This window comes from Streptomyces sp. NPDC047081, from assembly GCF_040643775.1.
Lineage (GTDB): Bacteria > Actinomycetota > Actinomycetes > Streptomycetales > Streptomycetaceae > Streptomyces.
This window is the reverse complement of record NZ_JBEYUY010000003.1, coordinates 321,929-345,568: the sequence shown is the minus strand read 5'-3', so window position 1 is coordinate 345,568 and position 23,640 is coordinate 321,929. Positions and strand designations below refer to the sequence as shown.

The window sequence follows — 23,640 nt, the reverse complement described above, 5'->3', positions numbered from 1 at the left end:
CAGAGGGGGCCGGCGCACCCGGCACCGGCCCCATCAGGCGTCGGTCTTCGGCGAGGACACCAGGAGCGCGTGCCGGATCCTGTGGGCGAAGTCGTGCACGCGGTGCTGCTCGGTGGCGCCGGTGGGCGGGGTGTCGATGACGGTGTCGACCAGCCGCAGGGCCTGCTTGATGACCGCGCCCCGGTGGGCGTAGCCGTCGAGGAGGGCGTCGATGTTCGGCCGGCCGGCCACGGCGCGCACGGCAGTGCCTTCCCGGCTGAGCGTCAGCGAGCGTATGCGCCGGTACGTCTCCTCGGTGGTGCCGCCGTCCCGCCGCACGCGCGGGTCGCTGAACGGCACGCTCGTCACGTGCTCGAACAGCTCGACGTCACGCGGTGCGATGTGCCAGGAGAGCCCGTGCCCCGCGACATCGAGGTGCAGTAGCTTCCAGCCGGGTTCGTCGACGTCGGGCGCCGCGGTGAGAAGGGCGTCGCGGTGATGAAGGGCAGCGAGCCAGCCGAGCAGATGAGCGCGCTCCCGGTGCAGACCGGCCTGCCCGGCCTCGACGTCCGCGAGCCGGGCACGGAGTTCGGCGACGAGGAACGCGGCCTCGTCCTGCGCGGCCGTACCGGTCGAGGCGGCGCGGCCGGGCGGGCTCAGGCTGTAGACGACGGCGTACCCCGACAGGCACAGCATGCTGACGACGAGGAGGAAGAGACTCACGGCCTTGCTCCGTCGACGTCCGCGGCGGCGTCCTTCCGGCAGGGATGGGCGCGCACGCTGCCGTCCCGCTTCGGCTGGAAGGCCCGGCCGCAGTCCGGGCAGGGGAGCGGCCGGCCGCCGGGTTCGATCAGGGCCGCGATATCGGTGTCGAGGTCGAGCCAGACCAGCAGGGTGACGAGCGCGTCGGCCTCCAGCGACTGCCCGTTGGTGATCCGGGTGAACGTGGCCGGAGCGAGCCGCGTCTGCCGTGCGACCCCGCGCCAGGTCAGGCCGAGTTCCCGGCGCCGGGTGTCGAGGCGGCGGTGGAGCTGGGGGACGTCCAGCCGGTGGGTGCTCACGAGACGCGCCTCCCGGCCCGGACGCCGCCGGCGGCGACGAGGAAGTCGGTGTGCATGGACGTATGCCTCCTGGGGGTTTCGGCCCGGTCGGGGGGTTCGTCCAGTGAGAGTCCGGCGCGGCGCGAGCTATTACGCGAAACCGGAAAGATTTTTTCCGGCGCCGGCGTCGGCGGGGAGCGACCGCACGGCGTCAGCGGCGCAGCCCCAGCGCCTCGGCGCCCGCGTATCGCGCCTGGGTGCCCAACTCCTCCTCGATGCGGACGAGTTGGTTGTACTTGGCGGTGCGGTCGGCCCGTGACAGCGACCCCGTCTTGATCTGCCCGCACCCCGTCGCGACGGCGAGATCCGCGATCGTGGTGTCCTCGGTCTCGCCGGAGCGGTGGGACATCACGACCGTGTACCCGGCGCGGTGCGCGGTGCCCACCGTGGCCAGCGTCTCCGTCAGCGTCCCGATCTGATTCACCTTCACCAGGATCGAGTTGGCGATCCCGTCCCGGATCCCGGCCCGCAGCAGTGTCTCGTTGGTGCAGAACACGTCGTCGCCGGTGAGCTGGCAGCGGTCGCCCAGCCGCGCGGTCAGCTCGCGCCAGCCCGCGTGGTCGTCCTCGGCCATCGGGTCCTCGATGGAGGCGACGGGGTAACGGTCGACGAGCCCGGCGAGGTAGTCGGCGTGCTCGGCGGGGGTACGCCGGACCCCCTCGCCCGTGTAGTCGTACACCCCGTCGCGGAAGAACTCCGACGTCGCCGGGTCCATGACGAGCGTGATGTCGGTGCCGGGCTTGTACCCGGTCTGCTCGACGGCCCGTACGACGAACTCCAGCGCCTCGTCGGCCGTACGCAGGTCGGGTGCGAAGCCGCCCTCGTCGCCGACGTTCACGCTGTGGCCGGCGGCGAGCAGGTTCCGGCGCAGGGTGTGGAAGACCTCGGAGCCCATCCGGACCGCCTCGGCGAAGGTCGCCGCGCCGACCGGCGCGATCATGAACTCCTGGAAGTCCAGCGGATTGTCGGCGTGCGCACCGCCGTTGACGATGTTCATCATCGGCACCGGCAGGACCCGCGCGTCGACCCCGCCGACATAGCGGTACAGGGGCAGCCGGTGGGCCGCCGCGGCGGCCTTCGCGGTGGCCAGGGAGACGCCGAGCAGGGCGTTCGCGCCGAGGCGGGACTTGGTGTCCGTGCCGTCCAGCTCGATCATCGTGCGGTCGACGGTCGCCTGCTCCTCGGCGTCGAGCCCGGTCACGGCGTCCGCGATGCTCTCGTTCACGGCGTCCACGGCCCGCCGGACTCCCTTGCCGTGGAAGCGAGTCGGGTCGCCGTCCCGCAGCTCCACCGCCTCGCGCGCCCCGGTCGAGGCCCCGGACGGCACGGCCGCGCGCCCGAGCGACCCGTCCTTCAGTACGACGTCCACCTCGACGGTCGGATTCCCCCGGCTGTCGATGATCTCCCGTGCGACGACCCGGCTGATGGCGGTCACGGTGCAGCTCCCAACGTAAGTTCCATGAAGAAACAAAGTGAGTCCTGAAAGAGAACCTACTATGGGCGCATGAGGAGGCACAACGCCGATGAGACATGCGGCATCGCCCAGGCCGCGGTCGTCCTGGGCGACTGGTGGAACGTACTGGTGCTGCGCGAGGTCGCCCGCGGACACGTCCGCTTCGACGCGCTGGCCGCCGAGATCGGCCTGTCCCGCAACGTCCTGACCGAACGGCTCGGCCGGCTCGTCGCCCACGGGGTGCTGCGCCGCAGCCTGTACCAGCGGCGGCCGGTGCGTTACGAGTACCTGCTCACCGACGCCGGAACGGCGCTGCTGCCCCTGCTCGTGGCCATGCAGGACTGGGGGGATCGCTGGATGCTGGGCGACGGCACCCTCACCGCGACCGCCGAGGCGGACGGCGCCGAACACACGCGCGTGCACGCCCTGGTCGGCACCCGCCTGCCCGACGGCCTCGAACTGCCGGGCGCGCAGGGGAGGTACATGCCGGTCGTCGCACCGGACGCCCCCGCGACCGTGCTGTTCACCTACCCCGGCACGGGCGTCGAATGGGGCCCGATCCCCGGAGCGGCGGGCTGCACGCTGGAGCACCGACTCTTCTCGGAGGCCTGGCCCGAATTCCGCAGGGCGGGCGTGGAGTTGCGAGGCATCAGCACCCAACTCCCGTACGACCAGGAGGATTTCGCGCGAGCCGAGAACATCCCGTACTCACTCCTCTCCGACGCCGGCCATCAACTGGCCGCCGCTCTACGGCTGCCGACCTTCCGGGGCGCCGGACGGCTGCGGCACAAGCGCCTGATCCTGGTCGCCTACGCCGATCGGACCGTACGGCACGCGCTGTTCCCGGTCGACGACATCCCGCACGCGGTGGCGGAGAGCCTGCGACTGGGCACGGAGTGCGCGAGGCCCAAGGGGTAAGCCGCGCGTGTTACTCGTACCGGTACTTCAACGAGTCCGCCTCCGTCTGCTCGATGTCGGCGATCGTCAGCTCCGGCATCCGCAGCTGGGCCAGTGTCACCTCGGCCGAGGTCGGCTGGGCGTCCGCAGGCAGCCACTGCTCCGGCTTCCAGGCCCCGCTGCGCAGCAGCGACTTGGGGCAGTGCGGGTAGACCTCCTCGATCCCCACGACCAGTGCACTGGCCGGCGGCTTGCCCACGGCGGTCAGCTGGGACAGCAGCTCGGGGCGGGTGGAGACGCAGGCCCGGCCGTTCACGCGGAGCGTCGTGGTGCGGCCCGGGATGACGAACAGCAGCCCGGCGCGTCCGGTGGCGAGGACATTCCGCAGGGTGTCCAGCCGCTTGTTGCCGGTCGCGTCCGGTATCGCCACGGTCCGTGAGTCGAGGACGGCGACGAACCCGGCGGGGCCGCCGCGCGGGGACACGTCACAGTTGCCCTCGGCGTCCACGCTGGCGACCAGCACCAGCGAGGAGCAGCCGATCAACTTCCGGGTCTGCTCGGTGAGTTCGGTCATCTGCTTGCGTACGGCCGCGTCGTTGGGGAGCGCGTAGACCTGGCGCAGCGCCTGCTCGTCGGGCACGGCGTCGAGACGGAGCGAGTCGAAGGCACTACCGGCAAGGGTTGACGTCATGGCATCGACCCTATGGGACCCCCTTGCCCCAACCATTCGTTACGTGCCGGCTCAGGCCCCGTCATCGGCTGATAGCACTTGCTGTACGCCCTCGACCAGCCCTTCGGTCACCGCGTTCAGGTTGTGTTCAGGCTCGGCGGTGCCTCGGCCAACTCGGGTTCCAGAAGGGCCAAAACAATGGCAAAGGGGTCTGGGGCGACCGCCGGTGAGCGTGTCATCGTGCCCGGCATGACGACAGATCACCTCACGCACGACCAACCCACGCGGCACGCCCGACACGCGGCGAGCAAGGTGCCGGAGGTGACCGTCTACTTCTGGATCATCAAGGTGCTGACGACCGGGATGGGCGAGACGGCCTCCGACTTCCTGGCCCATCTGCTCGGCCCGATCCCCGCCGTCGGCCTCGGCGGCATCGCCCTGGTCGGCGCCCTGGCCGTGCAGTTCGCGGTCCGGCGGTACGTCGCCTGGATCTACTGGACGGCGATCGTCATGGTCAGCGTGTTCGGCACGATGGCCGCCGATGTCCTGCACGTCGGCCTCGGCGTTCCTTACACGCTCTCGACCCCCTTCTTCATGGCCGCCCTGGCCGCCGTCTTCGTCGTCTGGTACCGCAGCGAGGGCACCCTGTCGATCCACAGCATCCACACCCGGCGCCGCGAGACGTTCTACTGGGCGGCCGTGCTGGCCACGTTCGCGCTGGGCACCGCGGCCGGCGACCTCACCGCCACGATCGGCCTCGGCTACCTCGGCTCCGCCGTCGTCTACGCCGCCGCGATCGCCGTCCCGGCCGTCGCGCACCGCTGGGGCAGCCTGAACGCCGTGACCGCGTTCTGGGCGGCGTACGTCATCACCCGCCCGCTCGGCGCCTCCGTCGCCGACTGGATGGCCGTCGGACACAGCCGGGGCGGGCTCGACCTGGGCCTGGGGCCGGTCACGCTGTCCTGGACGGTGGCCATCCTCGGCTTCGTCGGCTATCTGGCCGCCTCCCGCAAGGACGTCCGGCACGACGTCATGGCCTGATACGCCGGTCGGGCTCGGCGCCGCACACCGTCAGCCGGCGGGCAGGCTGACCACGAACCGTGCCCCGCCCGTGTGCCCCGGGTCGTACGTGACCTCGCCGCCGGCGGAGCGGGCCAGGCGCCTGGCCAGGGCCAGCCCCAGCCCCGCTCCGCCGTGTCCGTCGCCGGGATCCGCACGCCGGCCCGGCTCGAAGAGCTGCCCGGTGAACGACGCCGGTACGCCGGGGCCGTCGTCGACGACCTCGACCCGTACGCCGTCGGGCGCACGCTCGGCACGGACCGTGACGCGCGTGCGGGCGTAGCGACAGGCGTTGGCGATCAGCGGACTGACGATGCGCTCCAGGAGGGCCGGTGGCACTCCGGCCACCAGGGGCGGGCCGTCGGCGGTGAGTGTCAAGTGGCCCTTCGCGCCGGGGGTTTCGGTGAGGTGGCGCAGTGTGGGGAGGACCTCGGCGGTGCCGGGAGCGGTGAGGGTGCCGTCGCGGGCGTCGTCGAGCAGGGTGTCGCAGATGGTGCGCATGGACTCGGCGGCGTCCGCGATGACCTGGTGGCTGGCGCGGGTCTGGTCGGCGGTGCGGGGACGGGTCTGCCACCAGTCGAGTTCGGCGATGATCCGGCTGAGCGGGGTGCGCAGCTCGTGCGAGAGTTCCCCGGTGAGCCGCCGTTCGTGGCGCAGAACGGTGCGGATGCGGTCCAGCAGGGCGTCCAACGACGTACCCAGGCGGGCCAGTTCGACCGGGTGCCGCATGCTGCCGAAGCGTTCTTCGGAGCCGACGGCGCTCCACTGCGTCGCCTGGTCGGTCATCGTGCGCACGGGCCGCAGCGCGCGGCCGACCGCCAGCCGGGTCAGGCCGTAGGTGCAGGCGAGCATGACGGCGTCCAGGGCGAGGGAGCCCAGGAGCAGGGTGCCGGCCGAACTCCGGTAGGGGGACAGGTCCAGCGCCGTGACCACGGTGGCCTCGCTCCTGCCTCCGGGCAGCGGGTGGGAGCACAGCAGGTAGGGGCCGTGCGCGCGGGTGGTGAGGCACCGGTGTCCGCCGTCGGCGGCGAGAGCGTCGGCGACGCGGGTCAGGGGCCCGGCGGCCGGCGGCGCTTCCAGCAGATGCCGGCCCGCGTAGATCCACACATTGGCGTCGAGGAGTTCGTCGTGGGACGTCTCCAGGACCCGTACGGTCGTGCCGCTGGTGTCGACGGTCGTCGCGACGGCGGCGGCGCGCGTGCGCAGCTCGTCGTCGGCCTGGTGCTGGAGGCGGCGCTGGACCACGGCGTTGAAGGCGACCGTGAGGACCAGCATGAGGAGCGTGGCCGTGATGAGGGCCACGAGGGAGAGCCGGCCGCGCAGCGTGCGGGGCCCCAGGCGCCGTAGGAGGGCGGGCCAGGGTGTGCGGCGGGCGTCGGTCATGAGAGGCGGTGGCCGATCCCGCGGCTCGTGCCGATCGTGCGGTCGCTGCCCGCCTCGCGCAGCTTGCGGCGCAGGCGGGTCAGGTACTGGTCGAGGGTGTTGTCGTGGACCTGGGCCCCCTCCGGCCAGCCCGCCCGGACCAGCTCGCGGCGGGGCACGATCCCTCCGGCGGCGGCCATGAGAGTGGCCAGGAGACGGAACTCGGTCGGCGTCAGATCGACCGGGGTGCCGCGCACGCTGACCGTGTGCCGTACGGCGTCCAGGACCAGGTCGCCCGCCGTGGCGACGGGTGGCGGAGCGGCTCGGTTGAGGGCGGCCCGCAGGCGGGCGGCGAGTTCGGCGAGGTGGAACGGCTTGGGCAGGTAGTCGTCGCCTCCGGCGGAGAACCCCGCCAGCCGGTCGGTGAGCCGGTGATGGGCGGTCAGGAAGATGACAGGGGAGAGGAACCCGTTCGCGCGCATCGCCTGGCACACGTCCCGTCCGTCGGCGTCGGGCAGCCCGATGTCGAGCACGGCGGCGGAGATGCCGGTGGTGGCGAGCCGCAGGGCGGTCGCGCCGTCCGGCGCGGGGACGGTGTCGAAGTCCTCGTCGCGCAGTCCGCGCACCAGCACGTCACGCAGGGCGTGATCGTCCTCGACGACCAGGATGGTCCGGCGCATGGTCCTCCCTCTGTCCGCGTGCCGCGGCCGTCGGCTCCTTCTCCCCGTGGACCGCGTCCGTCCGCGTCGTGCTCGTCCGCGAACCTCTTTCGGTGAGCTGCGACGACAGGTGACTACAATCCTGTAGACGGTCTACTCAAATGTAGACGACGGCGGAGTGGAGAACGTTCCACGACTCGACTGAAGCCTCAGGCCGGCCGGGGCCAGCCGTGGTCGCGCAACCGGCCGACCTCGTAGCCCCGTTGGTCGCACGTGTCGAGGATGCGGGGGAGCGCGCCCAGCGCCGAGCGCCAGGCGCCGGGGGCCGACGTGCAGTCGGAGTCGTGGAGCAGGATCGTGCCGCCGCCGTCCAGGCCGGACGTGACGGTGCGGTGGACGGACTCCGGAGTGGCGCGGGCGGTCCAGTCCTCGCCCCAGCTGGTCCACAGCACCGGAGTGAGCGAGAGGCGGCGGGCCGCGAGGTGGGCGGCGGTCGACATGACGCCGTACGGGGGCCGGAAGAGGGCGGGCTGCCGCCCGGTGAGGTCGGCGACCGTGTCGCGGGCCCGCGCGAGGTCGTCGTACGTGGCGCGCGGGCCGCGCAGCAGCAGCGGCCGGTGCAGCCAGCCGTGGATGCCGATCTCGTGGCCCGCCGCGGCGATCTCGCGGACCAGTCCGGGCGAGCGGTGCGCCTCGCGGCCCAACAGGAAGAAGGTCGCCCGGACCTGGCGCCGGGCGAGCAGCCGCAGGAAGTGCGGGGTGGACAGCGGGTCGGGGCCGTCGTCGAAGGTGAGGGCGATGTGGTCCGGGCGGCCCCGGCCCGCAAGGCGGGGCATGGCGCGGTTGCGCAGCGGACCGAAGGTCGAGACCACCGGCGCGGCATGGGCGGCGGCGGCCACCAGGACGGGCGCGGCGGTGCACAGCAGCCGGGCGGCGCTCACGAGTGGTGTCCTTCCGGACGGGAGTCGTGGCCGGGATGCGGCTCGTCGAGGTCCAGATGGCGGCCGATGGCGTGCAGCACACCGGGGCCGTCGTACGCGGTGGCGGCCCCCGTGCCCACGGCGCACGCCCACACGGCGCACGCCACGGCGGTCGTGGTGACGAGCCGGCGAGCCGAGGGGCGGCGCCGCGGCCTGGGCCTCGGGGGCCGCACGGGCGGCAGGCCCAGGACGCGTACGAGGTCTATCTCGGCGGCCGGTCCGTCGTCGGGGTCGGCGGCGAACAGGGCGAGCCCGGCCTCGCGTTGGCGCCGGCCGAGCGGGCCGTCGATCAGTTCGCTCAGTACGGTCTTGAGCCGGTCCGGGTCGCGGATCCAGACGGCGGCGCCGGCCTCCTCCAGGGCGGCGGCGTTGGTCAGCCCGTGGCCCGGTATGCACCGGTAGCTCGCGACGGGCAGCCCGGTGGCGAACGCCTCCAGGGAGCTGAGCCCGCCCGCGTTCTGGACCAGGACGTCGGCGGCGTGCATCAGGCCGGGCATGTCGTCGACCCAGCCGAGCGCGTGCTCGATGCCGTCCGCCCGCAGCTGCGCGGCCAGCGCCTCGTTGCGGCCGCAGACGACCACGGGGACGGCCACGCCGCAGTCGCGCAGCTCCAGGGCCACCTGCCGGACCGGTCCCACGCCCCAGGAGCCGGAGACCAGCAGCGCCAGCGGAGCGTCCCGCGGCAGCCCGAAGCGGGCCCGGGCCGCGGCGCGCTCCCGGGCACCGCCGGGGCGGAACCGCGGATCCGCCACCGGGCCGCACACCCGGACGTCCCGGGCCCCGGCTGCCCGCGCCTGGGCGGCGGGCACCGCGTGCGCGGCGAGGTGGACGTCGACGCCGTCGGCCACCCACAGCGGGTGCACGGAGAAGTCGGTGAGATACGTCAGGACGGGCACGCCCAGCCGCCCGCCGAGCCGCAGGCCGCCCAGGACCCGGCTGGCGCCCGGGTACGTGGAGACGACCGCGCCGGTGCCGGGGCGCAGCGCGTTCAGCAGGCGTTCCTCGGCCGCGCGCAGCAGCGCCCGCGCCAACGGCCCGCCGCCACCGGCGCGTTCGGTGCTGCGGTAGACCCGCTGGTAGGCCCAGGGCGCCTGGACCAGCATCCGGTGGTAGCCGTCCCGGACGAGCGGGCCGAGCCGGGCGGGCAGCAGGTCCAGCAGGTCGAGCCGGTCGACGGTGAGTCCGCGGGCCGTGAGCCGGCGGTCCAGCTCGGCGGCGGCGCCGTCGTGGCCGGCGCCGATGCTCGCCGAGACGATCGCGACACGCTCGGCCCGTGCCGTGGCGGGCGGCAGGGGCTCGGGGCGCAGGGCCGCGGTCGCCAGGGCGCGCAGATGCGCCGAACTTCCGAGGTAGGGCATGGGGTCGTTCCTCCGCGGGTGGAGTGGGCGGGCGAACTCTACAACATGTAGTAGTTCAACTCGTACAACATGTAGTAGTTCCGCTGGTGGCGCTCCCGTCCCGCGCTCTACAGGCCGTAGTAGCTCTCGGTAGGCTGGGGGCCGATCGGGAAGGCGGTGGACGGTGCGCGACCGGAAGAGCGACGCGGGCGGCGCGGCGAGCGGCAGAAGGGCACGCGGGGAGCTGGAGAGCGGTGTGCTCGGCGCCCTGTGGTCCGCGGACGAGCCGCTGACCGCGGGACAGGTCCTGGAGCGGCTGCCCGGGGACCTCGCCTACACGACGGTGCTGACGATCCTGTCGCGCCTGCACGACAAGGGCATGGTCGTACGGCATCCCGCGGGCCGCGGATACGCGTTCGCGCCGGTCCGGGACGAGGCGTCCGAGACCGCCGTACGGATGCACAGTCTGCTGGAGCGCGGCTCGGACCGGGAGGCCGTGCTCGCCCGGTTCGTGTCCGAACTGTCGCAGGAGGACGAGCAGTTGCTGCAGCGTCTGCTGGGCGACCAGGACGCCGGGCGCGGGGACGACGGGCAGTGAGCCGGTGAGGATCAGCGTCTACGTCCCGCTCCTGGTCACCGTGGTCCTCGCGGTGCTCGCGCCCCGGGCCGCCCGGCGGCCGGCACCGCGCCCCGCGGCCTGGTTCCTGGCGTGCGCGGCGCTGGTGACGGCGACCGGCTGGCTGGGCTCGCTGGCCCTGCTGGCGTTCACCGGGCTCGCGCAGATCCCCGAGGTCGCGGAGGAGGGCCACTGGTCGGTGACCGCGCTTCGCACCCAGGACCCGGTATCGCTGGCCGTCGCGGCGGTCAGTGCCCTGACCCTGGTGGCGGGACTCGTGGCGCTGGGCGTGGCGGCCGTACGGCAGGTCCGCCACCTGCTGTGGGCACGGCGGGAATGCGACCGGCTGCCCGAGGAGACCGAACTGGCGGTACTCGACGACGACGGCCCGCACGCCTTCGCGCTGCCCGGCGCGCCCGGCCGGATCGTGGTGTCCCGGGGCATGCTGCGCTGCCTCGGTGACGCGGAGCGCGAGGCCCTGCTGGCGCACGAGCGCGCCCATCTGCGCGGCCGCCACCACCTCTTCCAGGCCGTGTGGCGGCTGGCGGCGGCCGTCAACCCGCTGCTGCGGCCGCTGGCCGAGGCGGGCGGTTACGTCCTGGAGCGCTGGGCCGACGAGGAGGCCGCGGCCCGCGTCGGCAGTCGTACGGTCGTCGCCCGCGCCGTCGGCCGGGCCGCTCTCGCCTCGGCGGGCGCCTCCCGCCCGGCCGCCCTGGCGGCTACCGGCGGGGCGGTGCCCCAGCGGGTGCAGGCCCTGCTGGCCCCGCCGCCCCCGCGCCGCACCCTGCCCTTCGTGGCGGGCGCCCTCCTGCTCACGCTGTGCTGCGCCAGCCTGGCCAACGCCGTCTCGGACAGCGAGAACCTGGTCGACAGCGCCGAGCGCGCCCAGTGCGCCGCGGACGCCGGGACGACCGGCGCGGCGCCGCCGATGGGCCATGCCCCGCACGGCCCGGATCCTTGCTGCGAGCACCGTGGAGCCGACGGCCACGGAGGCCATCGCCGATAGCGTTGCTAGGACACCGCGGGGGACGCGGGCCGCGGTCCGGCGACGACCCGGCTGGCGGCCGTCTTCTGCAACAGCCCGTAGGCGAGCACCGGCAGCAGCAGGTGGGGCTTGTCGGGCAGCGAGGTCGTGATCAGCACCGCGCTCGCACTGCTGTTGTTCATGCCGCAGGCCAGGGTCAGCGACGACGCCACCGGCGCCTCCAGCCGCAGGACGCGGGAGGCCAGCCGGCCCAGTACGAACGACAGCAGGCACACCACGGCGGCCACGGCGAGCGCGGCGGCGAACAGCAGGGGCCGCGGCCTGGCGAGGAAGGAACCGAGAGCACCGCTCGCGTTGACGTAGGTCAGCACCAGCGAGCCGGCCATGGCCGAGGGCACCACGGCCCCCAGGAGGCGGCCGTGCCACGACGGCGGCAGCCCGAGCGCGCACAGGAGGCCCGCGGCGCAGGGCAGGACGACGGTGGCCAGGGTGAATCCGCTGTGGGCGGAGCCGCGCGTTCCGGCGAGCGCGTCCGCGTAGCCGCCGCTGAGCAGCGGCGCCAGAGCCGTCAGCAGAAACGGTGTGGTGAGGGGACTGAGGAGGGTGGAGGCGAGGACGAGTCCGACCATGGTCGGCTGGTCCCCCTCACCCTTGGCGGTCCACACGGTGGCACCGGCGGCCACGGGCATGGCCACGATCAGGATCGTCGCGGTGAGCAGCCCACTGCCACCGTCGGAGTCGGGGGTACGGCGCAGCAGGAAGGCGACGAAGGGTACGACGAGCAGCGGAATCGCCAGATGCAGGGCGAGCCCGGCCAGCATGGCCTTCGGATACCGCAGTACGCGGCCGAGGGCGCGGACGCGTACCTGGAGCCCGGCGGAGAAGAGCACCAGGGACAGCAGGAGCGAGGTGGTGCGTACGGTCAGGTGGACCGGACCCACCGGCATAGCGTGCGGGTGACGCAGCCACAGGCCGGTCCCTGGCAGGAACAGGGCGGCGGTGTAGGCGACGAGGACGGCGCGGCCGAGCCCGTGGCGCCGGTGGGAGAGGCGGATGCACATGAGGGCATCCTTCTCGGACGGCACGGGTGCGGGGGTGATCAGCACGCGCGGTCAGGATGCGTTCAGGTAACCGCTGGCACGTTCGTACGTCATGACCCACGAACTCTCGAAAACGCCGGAAGCCGAGCAGGACCGCGACAACCCCACCCGGCACGCACACCGCCTCCGCCTCCGCCTCAACAAGGTCCCCGAGGTCACCGTCTACTTCTGGATCATCAAGGTCCTGTGCACGACGGTCGGCGAGACCGCGGCCGACCTGCTCGACGAGAAGGCCGGCCTGGGCCTGACCGGCGTCTCGGTGCTGATGAGCGCGCTGCTCGCCGTGGCGCTGGTCGTCCAGTTCCGCACCGCCGCCTACCGCGCGGGCGTGTACTGGCTCGCCGTCGCCCTGATCAGCGTCGTCGGCACGCTCATCAGCGACAACCTGACCGACAACATGGGCGTGCCGCTGGAGACGACCACCACGGTGTTCGGGATCGTCCTCGCCGTCGTGTTCGTCGTCTGGTACCGGCGCGAGCGGACCCTGTCCATCCACAGCATCGACACCACGAGCCGTGAGGCCTACTACTGGCTCGCCGTCCTGTTCACCTTCGCCCTCGGCACCGCGGCCGGCGACCTGGTCTCCGAGCGCATGGACCTCGGCTACTGGCTGTCCGCGCTCCTGTTCGCCCTGGCCATCGCGGCCGTCGGCATCGCCCACTTCACACTCGGCCTGGACGCGGTGTGGAGCTTCTGGATCGCGTACATCCTCACCCGCCCGCTCGGCGCTTCCATCGGCGACTACCTCTCCCAGCCGACGGCAGACGGCGGCCTCGGCTTCGGCACGGTGATCACGAGCGGGCTGTTCCTGACGGTGATCCTCGGCCTGGTGGTGTATCTGACGGTGACGCGGAAGGACGTCGCGGAGGGCGGGAGCGGGGTGGGGGAGGAGGGCTGAGCGGGGCGGGAGGAGCGGCCGGGAAACCGTGGGGCGAGACCGCGTCGAGTCGGGGATGTGCCGGCAACCGGGGTCCGCGGTCACCCTGTCCCTCGTCGGACGTGTCGGGGCGTTCAGGGAGGGGACTTGGTGCGCAGGCTGGGTTCGGCGGCGTTCCCCTGGGGGCCGGCTCGGCTCAGGCCCCTCCGGTTCAGTCCGGAGCCGGGGGAGCCGGTCAACGTCCAGGTCAGGCCAGGTCGCCCTGTTCGCAGATGCGGCGGGCGACCTCGCGGAGTTTGATGTTGTTCTCCTGGGAGTAGCGGCGCAGCACGTCGAAGGCTTCTTCCTCGTTGACGTGGTGGCTGCCCATGAGGATGCCCATGGCCTCGCCGATGGTGTGGCGGGTGGCGACGGCCCGTTCCATCTGGGCGTGGGTGCGGGCGCTGGAGAAGGCGACGGCGGCGTGGGAGGCGAGCAGCCAGCCGGCGGTCTCGCTGTCGCGGGTGAAGGCGCCGGGCTTGCGGGAGTAGAGGTTCAGCGCGCCGAGGTCCTCGTCGTCGGTGAAGAGCAGGAAGCCCATCATGCTGCCGACCCCCAGTGCGTGGGCGCGGGGGGCGTAGGCGGGCCAGCGCTGGTGTTCGGTGGCGAGGTCGGCGATACGGAAGACGCGTTCGCCCTGCGAGGTGCGGGCGGCGTCGAAGCAGGGTCCTTCGCCCAGCTGCTGCTGCAGGTCGTCGCTGTAGGTGACGAAGGGGTCGGTGGGGGCGAGGGTTTCCACCTGCGTGCCGCGGAGGATGAGGATGCCGGCCGCGTCGCAGCCCTCGACCAGCTCGGTGGCCGACGCGGTGATCCGCTCCAGCGTCGAGGTCACCGAGTCCTGGGCGAGCAGGTCCCGTGCCATCGCCGCCATCTGCTCCGCGAACCGCGCCCAGTGCACAGCGCCCTCCGTCACCCATCGGACCTGCGACAAGCCTCCCACCCAGTTTTTCACGCACCCTTCCGCGCGCAAAGGGAGGCCGCTGGGCAAGTCAGGCCGTAGAGCTGCTCGCTCTCACGGGCACGCCGTGGGCACGGCTCCGAAGCGCGGCGGACCGCCCGCGCTGAGTGAGAAGCTCCTGGATCTGCCATGCGCGGTCGTAGGTGCTGGCCGTCGAGGTGTGCGACACGGTCATGGCGGCTGACGCGTACGTGCTGTCGTACCAGCTCCCGGCGGCCTGATCACATGAGCGGCGGCGCGGCGCTAGGCGGTTGAGTCGTCCTCGTCCTCGTCGTCGGGGCCCGGCGCGAACCAGTGGCCGATGCTGGTCCAGGTGAAGCCCTCCCGCCAGGCGGGCTTGTCGGCTGCCCAGTCGAGGAGTGCGTGCAGGACCTTCTCCTGCGACTCCGTCTGCGTCTGGTAGTGCTCCGTGGGAACGCCGTCGCGGTACTCCAGCTGGTACGTGTCCTCGTCGCGGAACCAGACCTGGACGTACCAGTTGCCTTCCCGGCTCTCGTCCTGCCGCTCAAGGATCAGGTGATCGCCCTGATCCAGGTCGGCGAGCATCGTTCCCATCGCCGGCTCCGAAGGGTCCTGCACCGCTTGGCCCCGGCCGTTGGTAGCAATCAGCATGGGCAGAGCATGGCGGAAGGGTCTGACACTCGGGTACGTGCCAGGCGCCGAGCGCGTCGTCCTCCGCGACCCAGCCGCGCATCGGACGGCCCGTCATGCCGAACACACGCGCCCCCGGCCGGGCGAGCGCGGCCTCGAATGCCTCGGTGAAGGCCGGGTGCATGAACGCCAGGCTCGCGTCGGCCTGGAAGGCGGCCAGCAGTGAGGGGGCGGGACGGCTGCGGGTCCACAGGGCGCCGACGAGGATGATGACCATGCGCGCGGCGCGGAGCGCCCGTTCGTCGTCGAGTTAGGGAAGCAGGCCGCGGAGCTGCTCCCCGAGCCGGCGGCTGAGTTCGTTGCGGCTCACCGCCGTGACCGGCATCTCGCACCGCCATCGGCCCTCAGTATCAGTGGCTCGTTCGGCGCGGTCCCGCCGATGGACGACGTCGGCGTGGTCGCATGGGCGGCGGAACTGGACTGCCAGGATGTCGCCACGCTCCTGCGCACCAGTGCCCCGCTCGGCGACCCGGTGAAGATGCGCTACCCGGCCAGCACCCGGTGGCGCTACGACCGGATGAGTCGCTTCCCGGCCGGCTTCCTGGTCACCGGCGACGCGCTGTGCTCGTTCAATCCGGTCTACGGCCAGGGCATGACCGTGGCCGCACTGGAGGCGACCATCCTCGGCCGCCTGCTGAAAGACGGCTCCGACGACATGGCGGCCCGGTTCTTCACCGAGTCGGCGGCTGTCGTCGACGTGCTGTGGACCACGGTCACGGCCAATGATCTGCGCTTCCCGGACGCCGTCGGCGACCGATCCGCACTCGACCCGGAACCGGTCGCCCACCTGGACCGCCTGCGCGCCGCCGCGGTCGCGGATCCGGTGCTGAGCACGGCGTTCCTCCGGGTCACCCACCTGATGGACTCACCGGGCAACGTTCACCCGCGCCGGGGGCTCACTGGTGCTCCGGAGTGTCTGCTCGGCAGTGCGTCCCCGGGGTGAGCATCGCTCGTGGCCCGCTCCGGCCCACCTGGTGGACGGAGACCCGCAGGCCGGCCCGGCGGACCTCCAGCACCTGGCGGTACGGCAGCACGCTCCACTCCCCGTCCGGCTGCGGGACCCCGCTGGAGGCGACGACCACGCGGTCGCCGTCCGCCCGGTATCGCAGCCGGAAGAAGTCGGGCCCACGGCGCCGGCTGACCTCGGACTCCGGATCCTCGTCGGCGTAGGCGTACAGGGCCTGTTCGGTGAGGAGCAGGCAGTTGAGGCTGGCGAAGGCGGTGCGTGCGCGGATGTCGTCGGCGGCCTGGGCCAGCGCGTCGACCGCATCGCCGTCCCGCAGGAGGGTCAGCACACGCAGGAAGTACCGCTCGGAGTCCGTGCTCCCGGCCCGGTCGGCGAGCAGGTCGGGGTCGATGAGGTCGTCGAGGGCGTCGTACGGCGTGAAGAAGCCGTTGTGCGCGAAGGCCAGGGTCCCGGCGGTGAAGGGGTGGGTGTTGCCGGGGACCACGGGCAACCCGGGGCTGGCGAGGCGCAGATGGAGCACGGCGGCGTCGGTGCGGGTGCCGATGAGGGCCTTGTCCCACAGCCCGCTCCGGGCGGCCGGCTCGGTGTCCTTGACGATGCGGGGGCCCGCGCCTTGTCCCGTCCAGGCGGCGATGCCCCAGCCGTCGCGGTGTTCATGGCCCAACTCGGTGAAGGGATCGGCGAGTTCACCGAGCGCCTCGGTCAGGGGCCGGGGGGTGCGGGTGACGACGCCGAGCAGGCGGCACATGCTTGGTCTTCCTTACGGGGTTCAGGAACGGCGGGCTTCCAGCCAGGACGCCGTGCGCGAGAGGGCCGCGTTGACGGCGATGAAGGCCGCGGCGGCGACCAGGTAGGTGGAGAGCACCGCGTGGTAGTACTCGCCCAGGACCTTGGCCTGGTGGAGGAGTTCGAGGTAGCTGACCACGTAGCCGAGTGTCGAGTCCTTCAGCAGCCGGACCAACTGGCTCACGAGAGCCGGTGCCAGGGCCCGCAGCACCTGCGGGACGACCACGTGGCGCATGGCCTGGCCGTGGGTCATGCCGAGGCTGTACGCGGCCTCGGTCTGGCCTCGGGGCAGGTTGAGGATCCCGGCCCGGAAGATCTCGGCGACGACGGCCGCGTTGCCGAGCACGATCGGGATCACCAGCTGCCAGAACACCGGGAAGGTCAGGCCGACGCCCGGAAGGCCGAAGAGGAAGACGTACAGGAGCAGCAACAGGGGTACGGAACGGAAGAGTTCGACGTACGTCCGGGCCAGTGCGCGTACGAGCTTCGAGCCGGACAGGCGCCCGAGGGCGAGGAGTCCGCCCAGCGGGAAGGCGAGTGCGGCGGCGACCGCCGTGGCCAGCAGGGTGTGGCCGAGGCTGCCCAGCAGGAAGCGGAGGACCGGCCACTGGGCGAACATCCACCACTGGTCGTGGTCGAGTTGGCCGTGGGACGCGAACTGCCGTACGGCCAGCGCCAGTAGGGCTGTCAGCACGAGCACCGAGACAGCCGTGGCGACGCGGATGCGGCGGCGGGCGCGCGGGCCCGGTGGGTCGAAGAGGAGGTGGATGTCGTCGTCGCGCGAGGTCATCGGGTCACCGCCAGTCTGCGTTCGATGCGCCCGGCGACCAGGCCGGAGGTGAGCGTGATGGCGACGTAGACGACCGTGGTGAGCGCGAAGGTGGTGAGCGGATCGTCGTAACGGAGTGTCACGAACTCGGCCTGGCCGGTGAGTTCGGCCACGCCGACGGCCGCCGCGAGAGACGTGCTGAGCGCGCAGCCGATGAAGATGGAGCCGAGCGGCTGCACCATGGGCCGGATCGCCTGCGGCAGGATCACACACCGCAGACAGGCGCCGAAGCCCAGCCCGAGCGCACGGGCCGCCTCGACCTGTCCGCGGGGCACGGCCCGCACGCCGGAGCGGACGACCTCGCACACGAACGCGGCCCAGTACAGGGCCATCGCGGTGGCGGCGGTGGCGAACAGCGGGTACAGCAGGCCGAGATCGGGCAGTCCGAACACGAACAGGACGAGCAGCACGAGCAGGGGGACGTTGCGGAACAGCGCCACGTACGCGGCCCCGAAGGCCCGCAGCGGTGCCACCGGGCTGATCCTGAGGACGGCCACCGCGATGCCGATGAGGACCGCGCCCGCGAAGACGAGCGCGGTCAGGGCGAGGGTGAGCAGCAACCCGTGGCCCAACTGGCCTGCTACGTCGGGGAGATGGGCACCCATGTCGTACGTCAGCTGCCCTCGACGGAGCCGATCACCGGCGGCTTCGGGGCGTCACCGGTCACCGCGGTGCCCAGCGTCGCTTTCCACAGTTTCGCCCACAGCCCGCTCGCCTCGATCTTCTTCAGCCAGGCGTCGACGAACTTCTTCATCTCCGGGTCCTGCTTCGGTACACCGATGCCGTACGGGTCCGTCGTGAACGGCTTGCCGACCACCTGCACGGAGGAGTCCCGGTACTGGACGCCCACCAGCAGCGCCTGGTCGTTGACGTAGGCGTCCGCGCGGCCCTGCTTGACGGCCGTCACACACTGGCTGTTGCCGTCGAAGAGCAGGACCTTCGCCTTGGGGGCGAACTCCTTGATGTTGACGGCGCCCGTGGAACCGCTCTGCGCGCAGACGTTCTTCCCGTTCAGGTCCGACACCGAGGTGATCGAGGTGTCGCCCTTCTTGGTGAGGATCGCGTTGCCGGAGGAGTAGTACGGCCCCGCGAAGTCGACCTTCTTCGCCCGTTCCGGGGTGATGGAGTAGGTGGCGAAGACGGTGTCGACGGTGCCGTTGCGCAGGAGTTGCTCCCGGGTGGCGACGCTGACCTGCACGAGCTTGGTCTTCGTGCTGCCCGTGATGTACTTCGCGAGCATCGCCGCGAGACCGGCGTCGAAGCCGGTGAGCTTGCCGGTGACCGGGTCCTTCAGGGAGAACAGGGCGGCGGTGTCGGTGCCGCCGACGATCAGCGTGCCGCGCTTCTTGATGGTGGCCATGAGGGAGCCGGAGGGTATGTCGCTCGCGGCGGCGACCGGGGCCGCGTCCAGCACCTGCTGGTAGGAGTCGCCGGCCGCCGGCGACGAGCCGTCGGCCGAGGGCAGCGCCGCCGAACCGCCGCCGCACGCGGTGAGGGTGAGGGCGAGTACGGCGGGGACGCAGGCGGCGGTGAGCGGACGGCGCGTTCTCATATGCGGGGGCCTTTCCACGGAGCTCTTCGGGAATTGCGGGAGAGGATCTCGGGTAATTCAGTGGGACAGAACTTTGGACAGGAATTCGGCCGCCCGTGCGGAACGCGGGGCGTCGAAGAATTCGTCGGGCGTGCCCGTCTCCTCGACGCGCCCGCCGTCGAGGAACACGACCCGGTCGGCCACGCGCCGCGCGAACCCCATCTCGTGGGTGACGACGAGCATGGTCATCCCGTCGTCGGCGAGCGAGGCCATCACGTCGAGGACCTCCCCGACCATCTCGGGGTCGAGCGCGGAGGTCGGCTCGTCGAAGAGCAGCACCTCGGGGTCCATCGCCAACGCCCGCGCGATGGCGACGCGTTGCTGCTGGCCGCCGGACAACTGCCCCGGATACGCGGCCGCCTTGTCGGCGAGCCCGACCCTGGCCAGCAGCTCACGGGCCCGGTCGGCGGCCTGGTCACGGCCGAGTCCGCGCACCCGCACCGGCGCCAGGCAGAGGTTGTCGATCACCCGGAGATGCGAGAACAGGTTGAACGACTGGAAGACCATGCCCACCCGGGCGCGCAGCCGGGCCAGCTCGCGGCCCTCCTCGGGCAACGGCTCCCCGCCGAGGGTGATCCGCCCGGAGTCGATCGTCTCCAGCCGGTTCACACAGCGGCACAGGGTCGACTTGCCGGACCCGGACGCCCCGATCAGGACGACGGTCTCGCCGCCGCGCACTTCGAGGTCGATGTCCCTGAGGACATGCTGCTGCCCGAAGTGCTTGTTCACTTTTTCCAGTCGTACGAGAACGCTGTCGGAAGGCACGGCACAAGGATGGTCGGACCGTCTCCCGGCGGTCCAATTCGAATGTCACCCGGAATTAATAAAGGCTCTTTATGCTTGCCGGATGTACGACCCCCGACAGTTGCAGGTCCTCACCGAGGTCGCGCGCACCGGCACCTACACGGCGGCCGCGGAGTCGCTCGGCTACACCCAGCCCGCGATCAGCTACCAGATGCGGATGCTGGAACGCGCTGTCGGCACCCCGCTGGTCACCCGCCGCGGCCGTGGCATCCAGCTGACCCCGGCCGGCCACGCCCTGGCCCGGCACGCGGACACCGTCCTAGCGGCCCTGCGCACGGCCGAGGAGGAGGTGTCCGCGCTGACCGCGCCGGGCGGCGGCCGGATCCGCCTCGCGGCGATGCAGAGCAGCTGCGTGACCCTGGTCCCCTGCGCCCTCGGCGCGCTTCGCCGCAGCCATCCGGAGCTGGAGGTCACGGTCACCCAGGCGGAGTGCCATGTCTCGAACCGGCTGTTGCTGAACGGGGAGGTGGAGCTGGCGGTGCTGTGCGACGTGGACGCGCCGCCCCTCGGCGAGGCGCCGGAAGCCACCGGCGCCGACTCCGATTCCTTGCCGGAACTCCGCCCCGAGCCCGAGTCGATGGGCCTCGACCCCCGGCTGCGTCGTATCCCCCTTCTCACGGACCGCCGGTGCGTCCTGCTCCCCGCCGACCACCCGGCCGCGGCCCAGGCCACCGTCTCGCTCGCCGAACTCGCCGAGGAGCGCTGGGTGTTGGAGTCGGGCCGGACCCGCTTCCTCGCGGCCTGCCGGGACGCCGGTTTCACCCCGCGGGTCGCCGCCACGGCCGACGACCAGCTCACCCTGCATCACCTGGTGGCCCACCGCATCGGCCTCGCGGTCCTCAACGAACTGGCCCTCTCCGCGCACACCGACCCCCGGGTGGTGGCCCGCCCTCTGGCCGGCTGGCCCGTCCGCCACGTCTTCGCCCTCCTGTGGCCGGACACCCTGACCGTCCCCGCCGCCTCCGCACTCCTCGAAGCCCTCGGCGAGACGGCCCTGCGTCAGGGCACATCGCGATCCCTCGATCCGCTGCCGGGGCCCGGCGACGAGCCGTGAGCCGCCACCGTGGCCGAGCGGAAGACCCGCCCGCAGCCGAGGACGACGGGCCGGCAGGCAAGTGAGATGCGCCGGTGCGCCGGCTTGAGAGTCGGGGCCGAGAGGGGCCCTTGACGATGCGTCCGGCCCGCGCTGAGGGCCTGTGGAGGGCACGGAGCCCGACAATCGGTCTGGGGGTTCATCTTGGACCGGGCGAGGAGAATCGAACTCGCGCCTCGCGAGGACTGGTTCGCACCGCTGTTGACCGTGGTTGTCCGCTCTTACGGGCACGCCGTGGGCACGGCTCCGAAGCGCGGCGGGCCGAGTGCCGGAGTGCACGGGCTCCGCTCTCGGCTCGGCCGGCTCGCATGTCCACTTCAGGGAACGCTGTGCGAGTGCAGAGCCGTCCGGTGAAGCGTCCCGCCTGCGCCTGGCTCACTTGCCGGCTTCAGGGCCGTACCACTGCAGTGCCTGGCCGGTGACGGCGGCGATGCACTCGAAGTCGCGGTCGCGGTGCAGCGGGGTGAGCCCCTGCAACTCCGCCGTGGCGGCCACCACCAAATCCCGCCAGGCGCGGTCGTAGGCACGGTCGTCGACCGGCGCGCAGGGCTCGGCATCCTTGTCCTCGAAGAAGTCGAAGTCGAAGGCACCCTCCTCCGCTGTCGCCCGTAGGCGGGTGAGAGCCAGAGCGCGCCGCCGGTTCTCCAGCACTTCACGCAGCGCGGTGTTGACGGATCGATCACGGTTCGACTCCGACGCCTGCGCGGAGTCGGCGAGGCGGGTGGTCATGCTGCTCAGCTGTTCCGTGAGGCGGTCGTACTCCGCCATCTCGGTCAGAGGTCGGGGCACGCGGGGACGTCAGGAACCAGCGAACGCATCGGAGCCGAGTACTTTCAGCAGAGCCAGCTTGTCGTAGCTCTCGGTGCCCGGCGTGGCCGTGAAGATGAGCAGTGACTGCCCCTGATCGGGGTCGAGCAGAGTCTGACAGTAAAGGTCGATCCGCCCGACCTCGGGATGGACGAAGCGTTTGGCGCTGCTCCACCGCAGCCCTACCTCCTGGCGGCTCCACAGCTCGGCGAATTCCTGGTTGTGCCGCAGGTCGGCCACGAGTGAGGCGGCCGGCGACCCCGGGCCCTGCGCAGCGGCACCGGCGCGCAGGATGGCGACGTAGACGCGGCTGTGCAGGTGGTGGTCGTCGGGCAGGTAGCGATCGCGGGCGGTGGGATCGGTGAACCACCGGTAGAGGGCACTGCGCGCCGGACCGGTGTGACGCGTCTCGTCGCCGAGCAGGGCCACGGCGGGTGGCGTCTGCCGCAGCGTCTCCCCGACCGGACCCACGATCTGGGCCGGGGTGTCCTGGAGCCGGTCCATGACGCGTAGCAGCCCCGGACTGATGTGCGCGTCGCGCAGTTGCCGTGGTTGCAGGCGGTGCCCGCACAGCAGGAACAGGTGGTCACGTTCGTCCGGGGTCAGCCGCAGCCCTCGGGCGATGGCTGCGGCCATCTGCTGGGACGGCTGGGATCCGCTGCCGCGTTCCAGACGGGCCAGATAGTCGGGCGACATGTCGCACAGGCCGGCGACCTCCTCGCGGCGCAGCCCGCTCGTGCGCCGGCGGGCGCCGCGGCTCAACCCGACATCCTCGGGCCGCATCGCCTCCCGGCGGCCGCGCAGGAAGGCGGCCAGGCCGTCGCGGTCCAGCGTTGTGTCCGCCATCGGGCTCCCACCTCACATGTCGTCCGCCTCGACCTCATCGTCCGGCAGAGGGGCGGTGGTTAGCCACACCCTGCCGTTCAGCGGCTGAGCAGGTCCTTCATCCGTCGGCACAGGGCGTCTCTACTGGATGACGTCAGGGATCGAGCACGCAACGCCTGGAGGAATCTTCTCGTGGCCACATGGACTGCTGACCAGTTGCCGAGCATGACCGGCAAGACGGTGGTGATCACCGGCGCAAGCGGGGGGATCGGACTGGTGACCGCCCGCGAACTCGCCCGGGTCGGCGCCCACATGGTGCTGGCCGTGCGCAACGTCGACAAAGCGCGCCGGGCAGTGGCTGACATGCGCGGTGATTTCGATTTCCGGCACCTCGATGTCGCCGACCTGGAATCGGTGCGAGCGTTCGCGCGGTCCTGGACCGGCGCCATCGATGTCCTGATCAACAATGCCGGGGTGATGGACATCCCGGCGGCGCGTACCGCGCAGGGCCTGGACGTGCAGACCGCGACGAACTACTTCGGGCCGTTCGTGCTCACCGACCTGCTCCTGCCCCGGCTGACCGACCGCGTGGTGACGGTGTCCAGCCAACTGCACCGGTTCGCCAAGCTGAAGCTCGACGACCTCGACTGGCGCGCCCGCAAGTACAACTCGTTGGCCGCCTACGAGTCGTCCAAGCTCGCCGTCGTCCTGTTCTCGCTGGAATTGCAGCGCCGCCTGACCGCCGCGGGCAGCCCCGTCCGCTCGGTCATCGCGCACCCTGGCGTCGCGCGGCAGACCGGACTGCTCACGCACTCGAAGCTCAACATCCTCACCCGGCTCCCGTTCCTGGTTCACGACGTGGAGCAGGGCGCGCTGCCGCTGCTGTACGCGGCCACGCAGGACGTCCCGGGCAACGCGTATGTCGGCCCGGACGGTTTGTTCAGCTTCACGGGCCACCCGTTGATCCGCAAGCCCAGCCGGGTCGGTCAGGACCCCGACGTCGCCAAGCGACTGTGGCAGGCAACCGCCGCTCTCACGGGAGCCGCCGCCTGAGCCAGGCGCCGACGTCCCATCAAGACCCCAAGACCCCAAGACCCCAAGACCCCAAGACCCTGAGCACGGGCCTGACGGCTGGTTCGAGAGGGCCAAGCGACTTGCCCGCCCCGTTGTGGCCCTGTGCGATCACTCCGACACCCGGAGAACCGATCAGTCCGGG

At 72.0% G+C, this 23,640-nt stretch carries 26 protein-coding genes and 1 pseudogene; 8 read left to right on the top strand and 19 right to left on the bottom strand.

Annotated features, from left to right (window positions below):
* Positions 1-33 precede the first annotated feature (33 nt).
* The 3 genes from ABZ848_RS07380 to eno form a co-directional block, all read right to left on the bottom strand.
* The gene (locus ABZ848_RS07380; RefSeq protein WP_360826672.1) at positions 34-702 is read right to left on the bottom strand and encodes a hypothetical protein; all 669 of its coding nucleotides are present in this window, start codon (positions 700-702) and stop codon (positions 34-36) included.
* Positions 699-1,040: a hypothetical protein gene (locus ABZ848_RS07375; protein ID WP_360826669.1), complete on the bottom strand. Its 342-nt coding sequence runs from the start codon at positions 1,038-1,040 to the stop codon at positions 699-701. The genes ABZ848_RS07380 and ABZ848_RS07375 overlap by 4 nt, the downstream gene beginning before the upstream one ends.
* A gap of 190 nt (positions 1,041-1,230) precedes the next feature.
* Positions 1,231-2,514 carry a phosphopyruvate hydratase gene (eno, locus tag ABZ848_RS07370; RefSeq protein ID WP_360826666.1) on the bottom strand — a complete coding sequence of 428 codons (1,284 nt, stop codon included), beginning with the start codon at positions 2,512-2,514 and terminating at the stop codon, positions 1,231-1,233.
* A gap of 69 nt (positions 2,515-2,583) precedes the next feature.
* On the opposite strand from eno, the gene ABZ848_RS07365 reads away from it, so the two are divergent.
* Positions 2,584-3,450, top strand: a complete 867-nt coding sequence (locus ABZ848_RS07365) for a winged helix-turn-helix transcriptional regulator (RefSeq protein ID WP_360826663.1) — start codon at positions 2,584-2,586, stop codon at positions 3,448-3,450.
* 10 nt (positions 3,451-3,460) lie between these two features.
* Here ABZ848_RS07365 and ABZ848_RS07360 read toward each other — a convergent pair whose 3' ends face one another.
* Complete coding sequence (locus ABZ848_RS07360; RefSeq protein WP_360826660.1) at positions 3,461-4,120, bottom strand: MSMEG_1061 family FMN-dependent PPOX-type flavoprotein; 660 nt, start codon at positions 4,118-4,120, stop codon at positions 3,461-3,463.
* 228 nt (positions 4,121-4,348) lie between these two features.
* On the opposite strand from ABZ848_RS07360, the gene ABZ848_RS07355 reads away from it, so the two are divergent.
* Positions 4,349-5,140: a hypothetical protein gene (locus ABZ848_RS07355; protein ID WP_360826657.1), complete on the top strand. Its 792-nt coding sequence runs from the start codon at positions 4,349-4,351 to the stop codon at positions 5,138-5,140.
* 30 nt (positions 5,141-5,170) lie between these two features.
* Here the strand turns inward: ABZ848_RS07355 and ABZ848_RS07350 are convergent, their stop codons facing one another.
* From ABZ848_RS07350 to ABZ848_RS07335, 4 genes are all read right to left on the bottom strand, one after another.
* The gene (locus ABZ848_RS07350; protein WP_360826655.1) at positions 5,171-6,541 is read right to left on the bottom strand and encodes a HAMP domain-containing sensor histidine kinase; all 1,371 of its coding nucleotides are present in this window, start codon (positions 6,539-6,541) and stop codon (positions 5,171-5,173) included.
* Positions 6,538-7,200: a response regulator transcription factor gene (locus ABZ848_RS07345; protein WP_360826652.1), complete on the bottom strand. Its 663-nt coding sequence runs from the start codon at positions 7,198-7,200 to the stop codon at positions 6,538-6,540. Before ABZ848_RS07345 ends, ABZ848_RS07350 begins: the two co-directional genes overlap by 4 nt.
* A gap of 188 nt (positions 7,201-7,388) precedes the next feature.
* Positions 7,389-8,120 (bottom strand): polysaccharide deacetylase family protein, encoded by a 732-nt coding sequence (locus ABZ848_RS07340; RefSeq protein WP_360826649.1) that lies wholly within the window; start codon positions 8,118-8,120, stop codon positions 7,389-7,391.
* Entirely contained in the window at positions 8,117-9,517 is a 1,401-nt protein-coding gene (locus ABZ848_RS07335; protein WP_360826646.1) for a glycosyltransferase, read from the bottom strand. Before ABZ848_RS07335 ends, ABZ848_RS07340 begins: the two co-directional genes overlap by 4 nt.
* A 163-nt stretch (positions 9,518-9,680) precedes the next feature.
* Between ABZ848_RS07335 and ABZ848_RS07330 the strand changes: the two genes are divergently transcribed.
* The gene (locus ABZ848_RS07330; RefSeq protein WP_360826643.1) at positions 9,681-10,094 is read left to right on the top strand and encodes a BlaI/MecI/CopY family transcriptional regulator; all 414 of its coding nucleotides are present in this window, start codon (positions 9,681-9,683) and stop codon (positions 10,092-10,094) included.
* 4 nt (positions 10,095-10,098) lie between these two features.
* The gene (locus ABZ848_RS07325; protein ID WP_360826640.1) at positions 10,099-11,118 is read left to right on the top strand and encodes a M48 family metalloprotease; all 1,020 of its coding nucleotides are present in this window, start codon (positions 10,099-10,101) and stop codon (positions 11,116-11,118) included.
* Positions 11,119-11,123: 5 nt separating this feature from the next.
* Here the strand turns inward: ABZ848_RS07325 and ABZ848_RS07320 are convergent, their stop codons facing one another.
* Entirely contained in the window at positions 11,124-12,158 is a 1,035-nt protein-coding gene (locus ABZ848_RS07320) for a sodium-dependent transporter (protein ID WP_360827201.1), read from the bottom strand.
* 91 nt (positions 12,159-12,249) lie between these two features.
* On the opposite strand from ABZ848_RS07320, the gene ABZ848_RS07315 reads away from it, so the two are divergent.
* Entirely contained in the window at positions 12,250-13,095 is an 846-nt protein-coding gene (locus ABZ848_RS07315; protein WP_360826638.1) for a hypothetical protein, read from the top strand.
* 226 nt (positions 13,096-13,321) lie between these two features.
* Here the strand turns inward: ABZ848_RS07315 and ABZ848_RS07310 are convergent, their stop codons facing one another.
* The 3 genes and pseudogenes from ABZ848_RS07310 to ABZ848_RS07300 form a co-directional block, all read right to left on the bottom strand.
* Positions 13,322-13,984 carry a GAF and ANTAR domain-containing protein gene (locus ABZ848_RS07310; protein WP_360827198.1) on the bottom strand — a complete coding sequence of 221 codons (663 nt, stop codon included), beginning with the start codon at positions 13,982-13,984 and terminating at the stop codon, positions 13,322-13,324.
* 330 nt (positions 13,985-14,314) lie between these two features.
* A complete protein-coding gene (locus tag ABZ848_RS07305; RefSeq protein ID WP_360826635.1) occupies positions 14,315-14,683 on the bottom strand; it encodes a hypothetical protein in 369 nt (122 codons plus the stop codon).
* Positions 14,577-14,960: pseudogene (locus ABZ848_RS07300) on the bottom strand (hypothetical protein); the annotation flags it as partial. The pseudogene ABZ848_RS07300 and the gene ABZ848_RS07305, both read right to left, overlap by 107 nt.
* Positions 14,961-15,101: 141 nt before the next feature.
* Between ABZ848_RS07300 and ABZ848_RS07295 the strand changes: the two are divergent.
* Entirely contained in the window at positions 15,102-15,665 is a 564-nt protein-coding gene (locus ABZ848_RS07295) for a hypothetical protein (protein ID WP_360826633.1), read from the top strand.
* On the opposite strand, the gene ABZ848_RS07290 is transcribed toward ABZ848_RS07295, so the two are convergent.
* Genes ABZ848_RS07290 through ABZ848_RS07270 form a run of 5 tightly spaced genes read right to left on the bottom strand, consistent with a single transcriptional unit; the run spans position 15,619 to position 19,660 of the window.
* Complete coding sequence (locus tag ABZ848_RS07290; protein ID WP_360826630.1) at positions 15,619-16,437, bottom strand: class II glutamine amidotransferase; 819 nt, start codon at positions 16,435-16,437, stop codon at positions 15,619-15,621. The two genes, ABZ848_RS07295 and ABZ848_RS07290, sit on opposite strands and share 47 nt — an antisense overlap.
* 21 nt (positions 16,438-16,458) lie before the next feature.
* Complete coding sequence (locus tag ABZ848_RS07285; protein ID WP_360826627.1) at positions 16,459-17,265, bottom strand: ABC transporter permease subunit; 807 nt, start codon at positions 17,263-17,265, stop codon at positions 16,459-16,461.
* Positions 17,262-17,909, bottom strand: a complete 648-nt coding sequence (locus ABZ848_RS07280; RefSeq protein ID WP_360826625.1) for an amino acid ABC transporter permease — start codon at positions 17,907-17,909, stop codon at positions 17,262-17,264. The genes ABZ848_RS07285 and ABZ848_RS07280 overlap by 4 nt, the downstream gene beginning before the upstream one ends.
* Before the next feature lie 8 nt (positions 17,910-17,917).
* Complete coding sequence (locus ABZ848_RS07275) at positions 17,918-18,856, bottom strand: glutamate ABC transporter substrate-binding protein (RefSeq protein WP_360826622.1); 939 nt, start codon at positions 18,854-18,856, stop codon at positions 17,918-17,920.
* A 57-nt stretch (positions 18,857-18,913) separates the two neighbouring features.
* Complete coding sequence (locus ABZ848_RS07270; protein ID WP_360826619.1) at positions 18,914-19,660, bottom strand: amino acid ABC transporter ATP-binding protein; 747 nt, start codon at positions 19,658-19,660, stop codon at positions 18,914-18,916.
* A gap of 82 nt (positions 19,661-19,742) precedes the next feature.
* Here ABZ848_RS07270 and ABZ848_RS07265 point away from each other — a divergent pair, with 82 nt between their 5' ends.
* Entirely contained in the window at positions 19,743-20,753 is a 1,011-nt protein-coding gene (locus ABZ848_RS07265) for a LysR family transcriptional regulator (RefSeq protein ID WP_360826617.1), read from the top strand.
* Positions 20,754-21,167: 414 nt separating this feature from the next.
* Here the strand turns inward: ABZ848_RS07265 and ABZ848_RS07260 are convergent, their stop codons facing one another.
* Together ABZ848_RS07260 and ABZ848_RS07255 are read right to left on the bottom strand one after the other, a co-directional pair.
* Positions 21,168-21,581: a hypothetical protein gene (locus ABZ848_RS07260; RefSeq protein ID WP_360826614.1), complete on the bottom strand. Its 414-nt coding sequence runs from the start codon at positions 21,579-21,581 to the stop codon at positions 21,168-21,170.
* A gap of 9 nt (positions 21,582-21,590) precedes the next feature.
* Complete coding sequence (locus tag ABZ848_RS07255; RefSeq protein ID WP_360826611.1) at positions 21,591-22,445, bottom strand: helix-turn-helix transcriptional regulator; 855 nt, start codon at positions 22,443-22,445, stop codon at positions 21,591-21,593.
* 171 nt (positions 22,446-22,616) lie between these two features.
* Between ABZ848_RS07255 and ABZ848_RS07250 the strand changes: the two genes are divergently transcribed.
* Positions 22,617-23,477, top strand: coding sequence for an SDR family NAD(P)-dependent oxidoreductase (locus tag ABZ848_RS07250; RefSeq protein WP_360826608.1), 861 nt, complete (start codon positions 22,617-22,619; stop codon positions 23,475-23,477).
* Positions 23,478-23,640: the final 163 nt, after the last annotated feature.

Excerpts from the sequence above, each read along its gene's own strand:
- ABZ848_RS07275 (WP_360826622.1), bottom strand. The coding sequence starts at position 18,856 with ATGAGAACGCGCCGTCCGCTCACCGCCGCCTGCGTCCCCGCCGTACTC.
- ABZ848_RS07290 (WP_360826630.1), bottom strand. The coding sequence starts at position 16,437 with ATGTGCCGCCTGCTCGGCGTCGTCACCCGCACCCCCCGGCCCCTGACC.
- ABZ848_RS07310 (WP_360827198.1), bottom strand. The coding sequence starts at position 13,984 with ATGGCGGCGATGGCACGGGACCTGCTCGCCCAGGACTCGGTGACCTCG.
- ABZ848_RS07295 (WP_360826633.1), top strand. The coding sequence starts at position 15,102 with ATGGACGACGTCGGCGTGGTCGCATGGGCGGCGGAACTGGACTGCCAG.
- ABZ848_RS07255 (WP_360826611.1), bottom strand. The coding sequence starts at position 22,445 with ATGGCGGACACAACGCTGGACCGCGACGGCCTGGCCGCCTTCCTGCGC.
- ABZ848_RS07365 (WP_360826663.1), top strand. The coding sequence starts at position 2,584 with ATGAGGAGGCACAACGCCGATGAGACATGCGGCATCGCCCAGGCCGCG.
- ABZ848_RS07280 (WP_360826625.1), bottom strand. The coding sequence starts at position 17,909 with ATGGGTGCCCATCTCCCCGACGTAGCAGGCCAGTTGGGCCACGGGTTG.
- ABZ848_RS07315 (WP_360826638.1), top strand. The coding sequence starts at position 12,250 with ATGACCCACGAACTCTCGAAAACGCCGGAAGCCGAGCAGGACCGCGAC.
- ABZ848_RS07355 (WP_360826657.1), top strand. The coding sequence starts at position 4,349 with ATGACGACAGATCACCTCACGCACGACCAACCCACGCGGCACGCCCGA.
- ABZ848_RS07320 (WP_360827201.1), bottom strand. The coding sequence starts at position 12,158 with ATGTGCATCCGCCTCTCCCACCGGCGCCACGGGCTCGGCCGCGCCGTC.
- ABZ848_RS07305 (WP_360826635.1), bottom strand. The coding sequence starts at position 14,683 with ATGCTGATTGCTACCAACGGCCGGGGCCAAGCGGTGCAGGACCCTTCG.
- ABZ848_RS07360 (WP_360826660.1), bottom strand. The coding sequence starts at position 4,120 with ATGACGTCAACCCTTGCCGGTAGTGCCTTCGACTCGCTCCGTCTCGAC.
- ABZ848_RS07345 (WP_360826652.1), bottom strand. The coding sequence starts at position 7,200 with ATGCGCCGGACCATCCTGGTCGTCGAGGACGATCACGCCCTGCGTGAC.
- ABZ848_RS07335 (WP_360826646.1), bottom strand. The coding sequence starts at position 9,517 with ATGCCCTACCTCGGAAGTTCGGCGCATCTGCGCGCCCTGGCGACCGCG.
- ABZ848_RS07285 (WP_360826627.1), bottom strand. The coding sequence starts at position 17,265 with ATGACCTCGCGCGACGACGACATCCACCTCCTCTTCGACCCACCGGGC.
- ABZ848_RS07350 (WP_360826655.1), bottom strand. The coding sequence starts at position 6,541 with ATGACCGACGCCCGCCGCACACCCTGGCCCGCCCTCCTACGGCGCCTG.
- ABZ848_RS07265 (WP_360826617.1), top strand. The coding sequence starts at position 19,743 with ATGTACGACCCCCGACAGTTGCAGGTCCTCACCGAGGTCGCGCGCACC.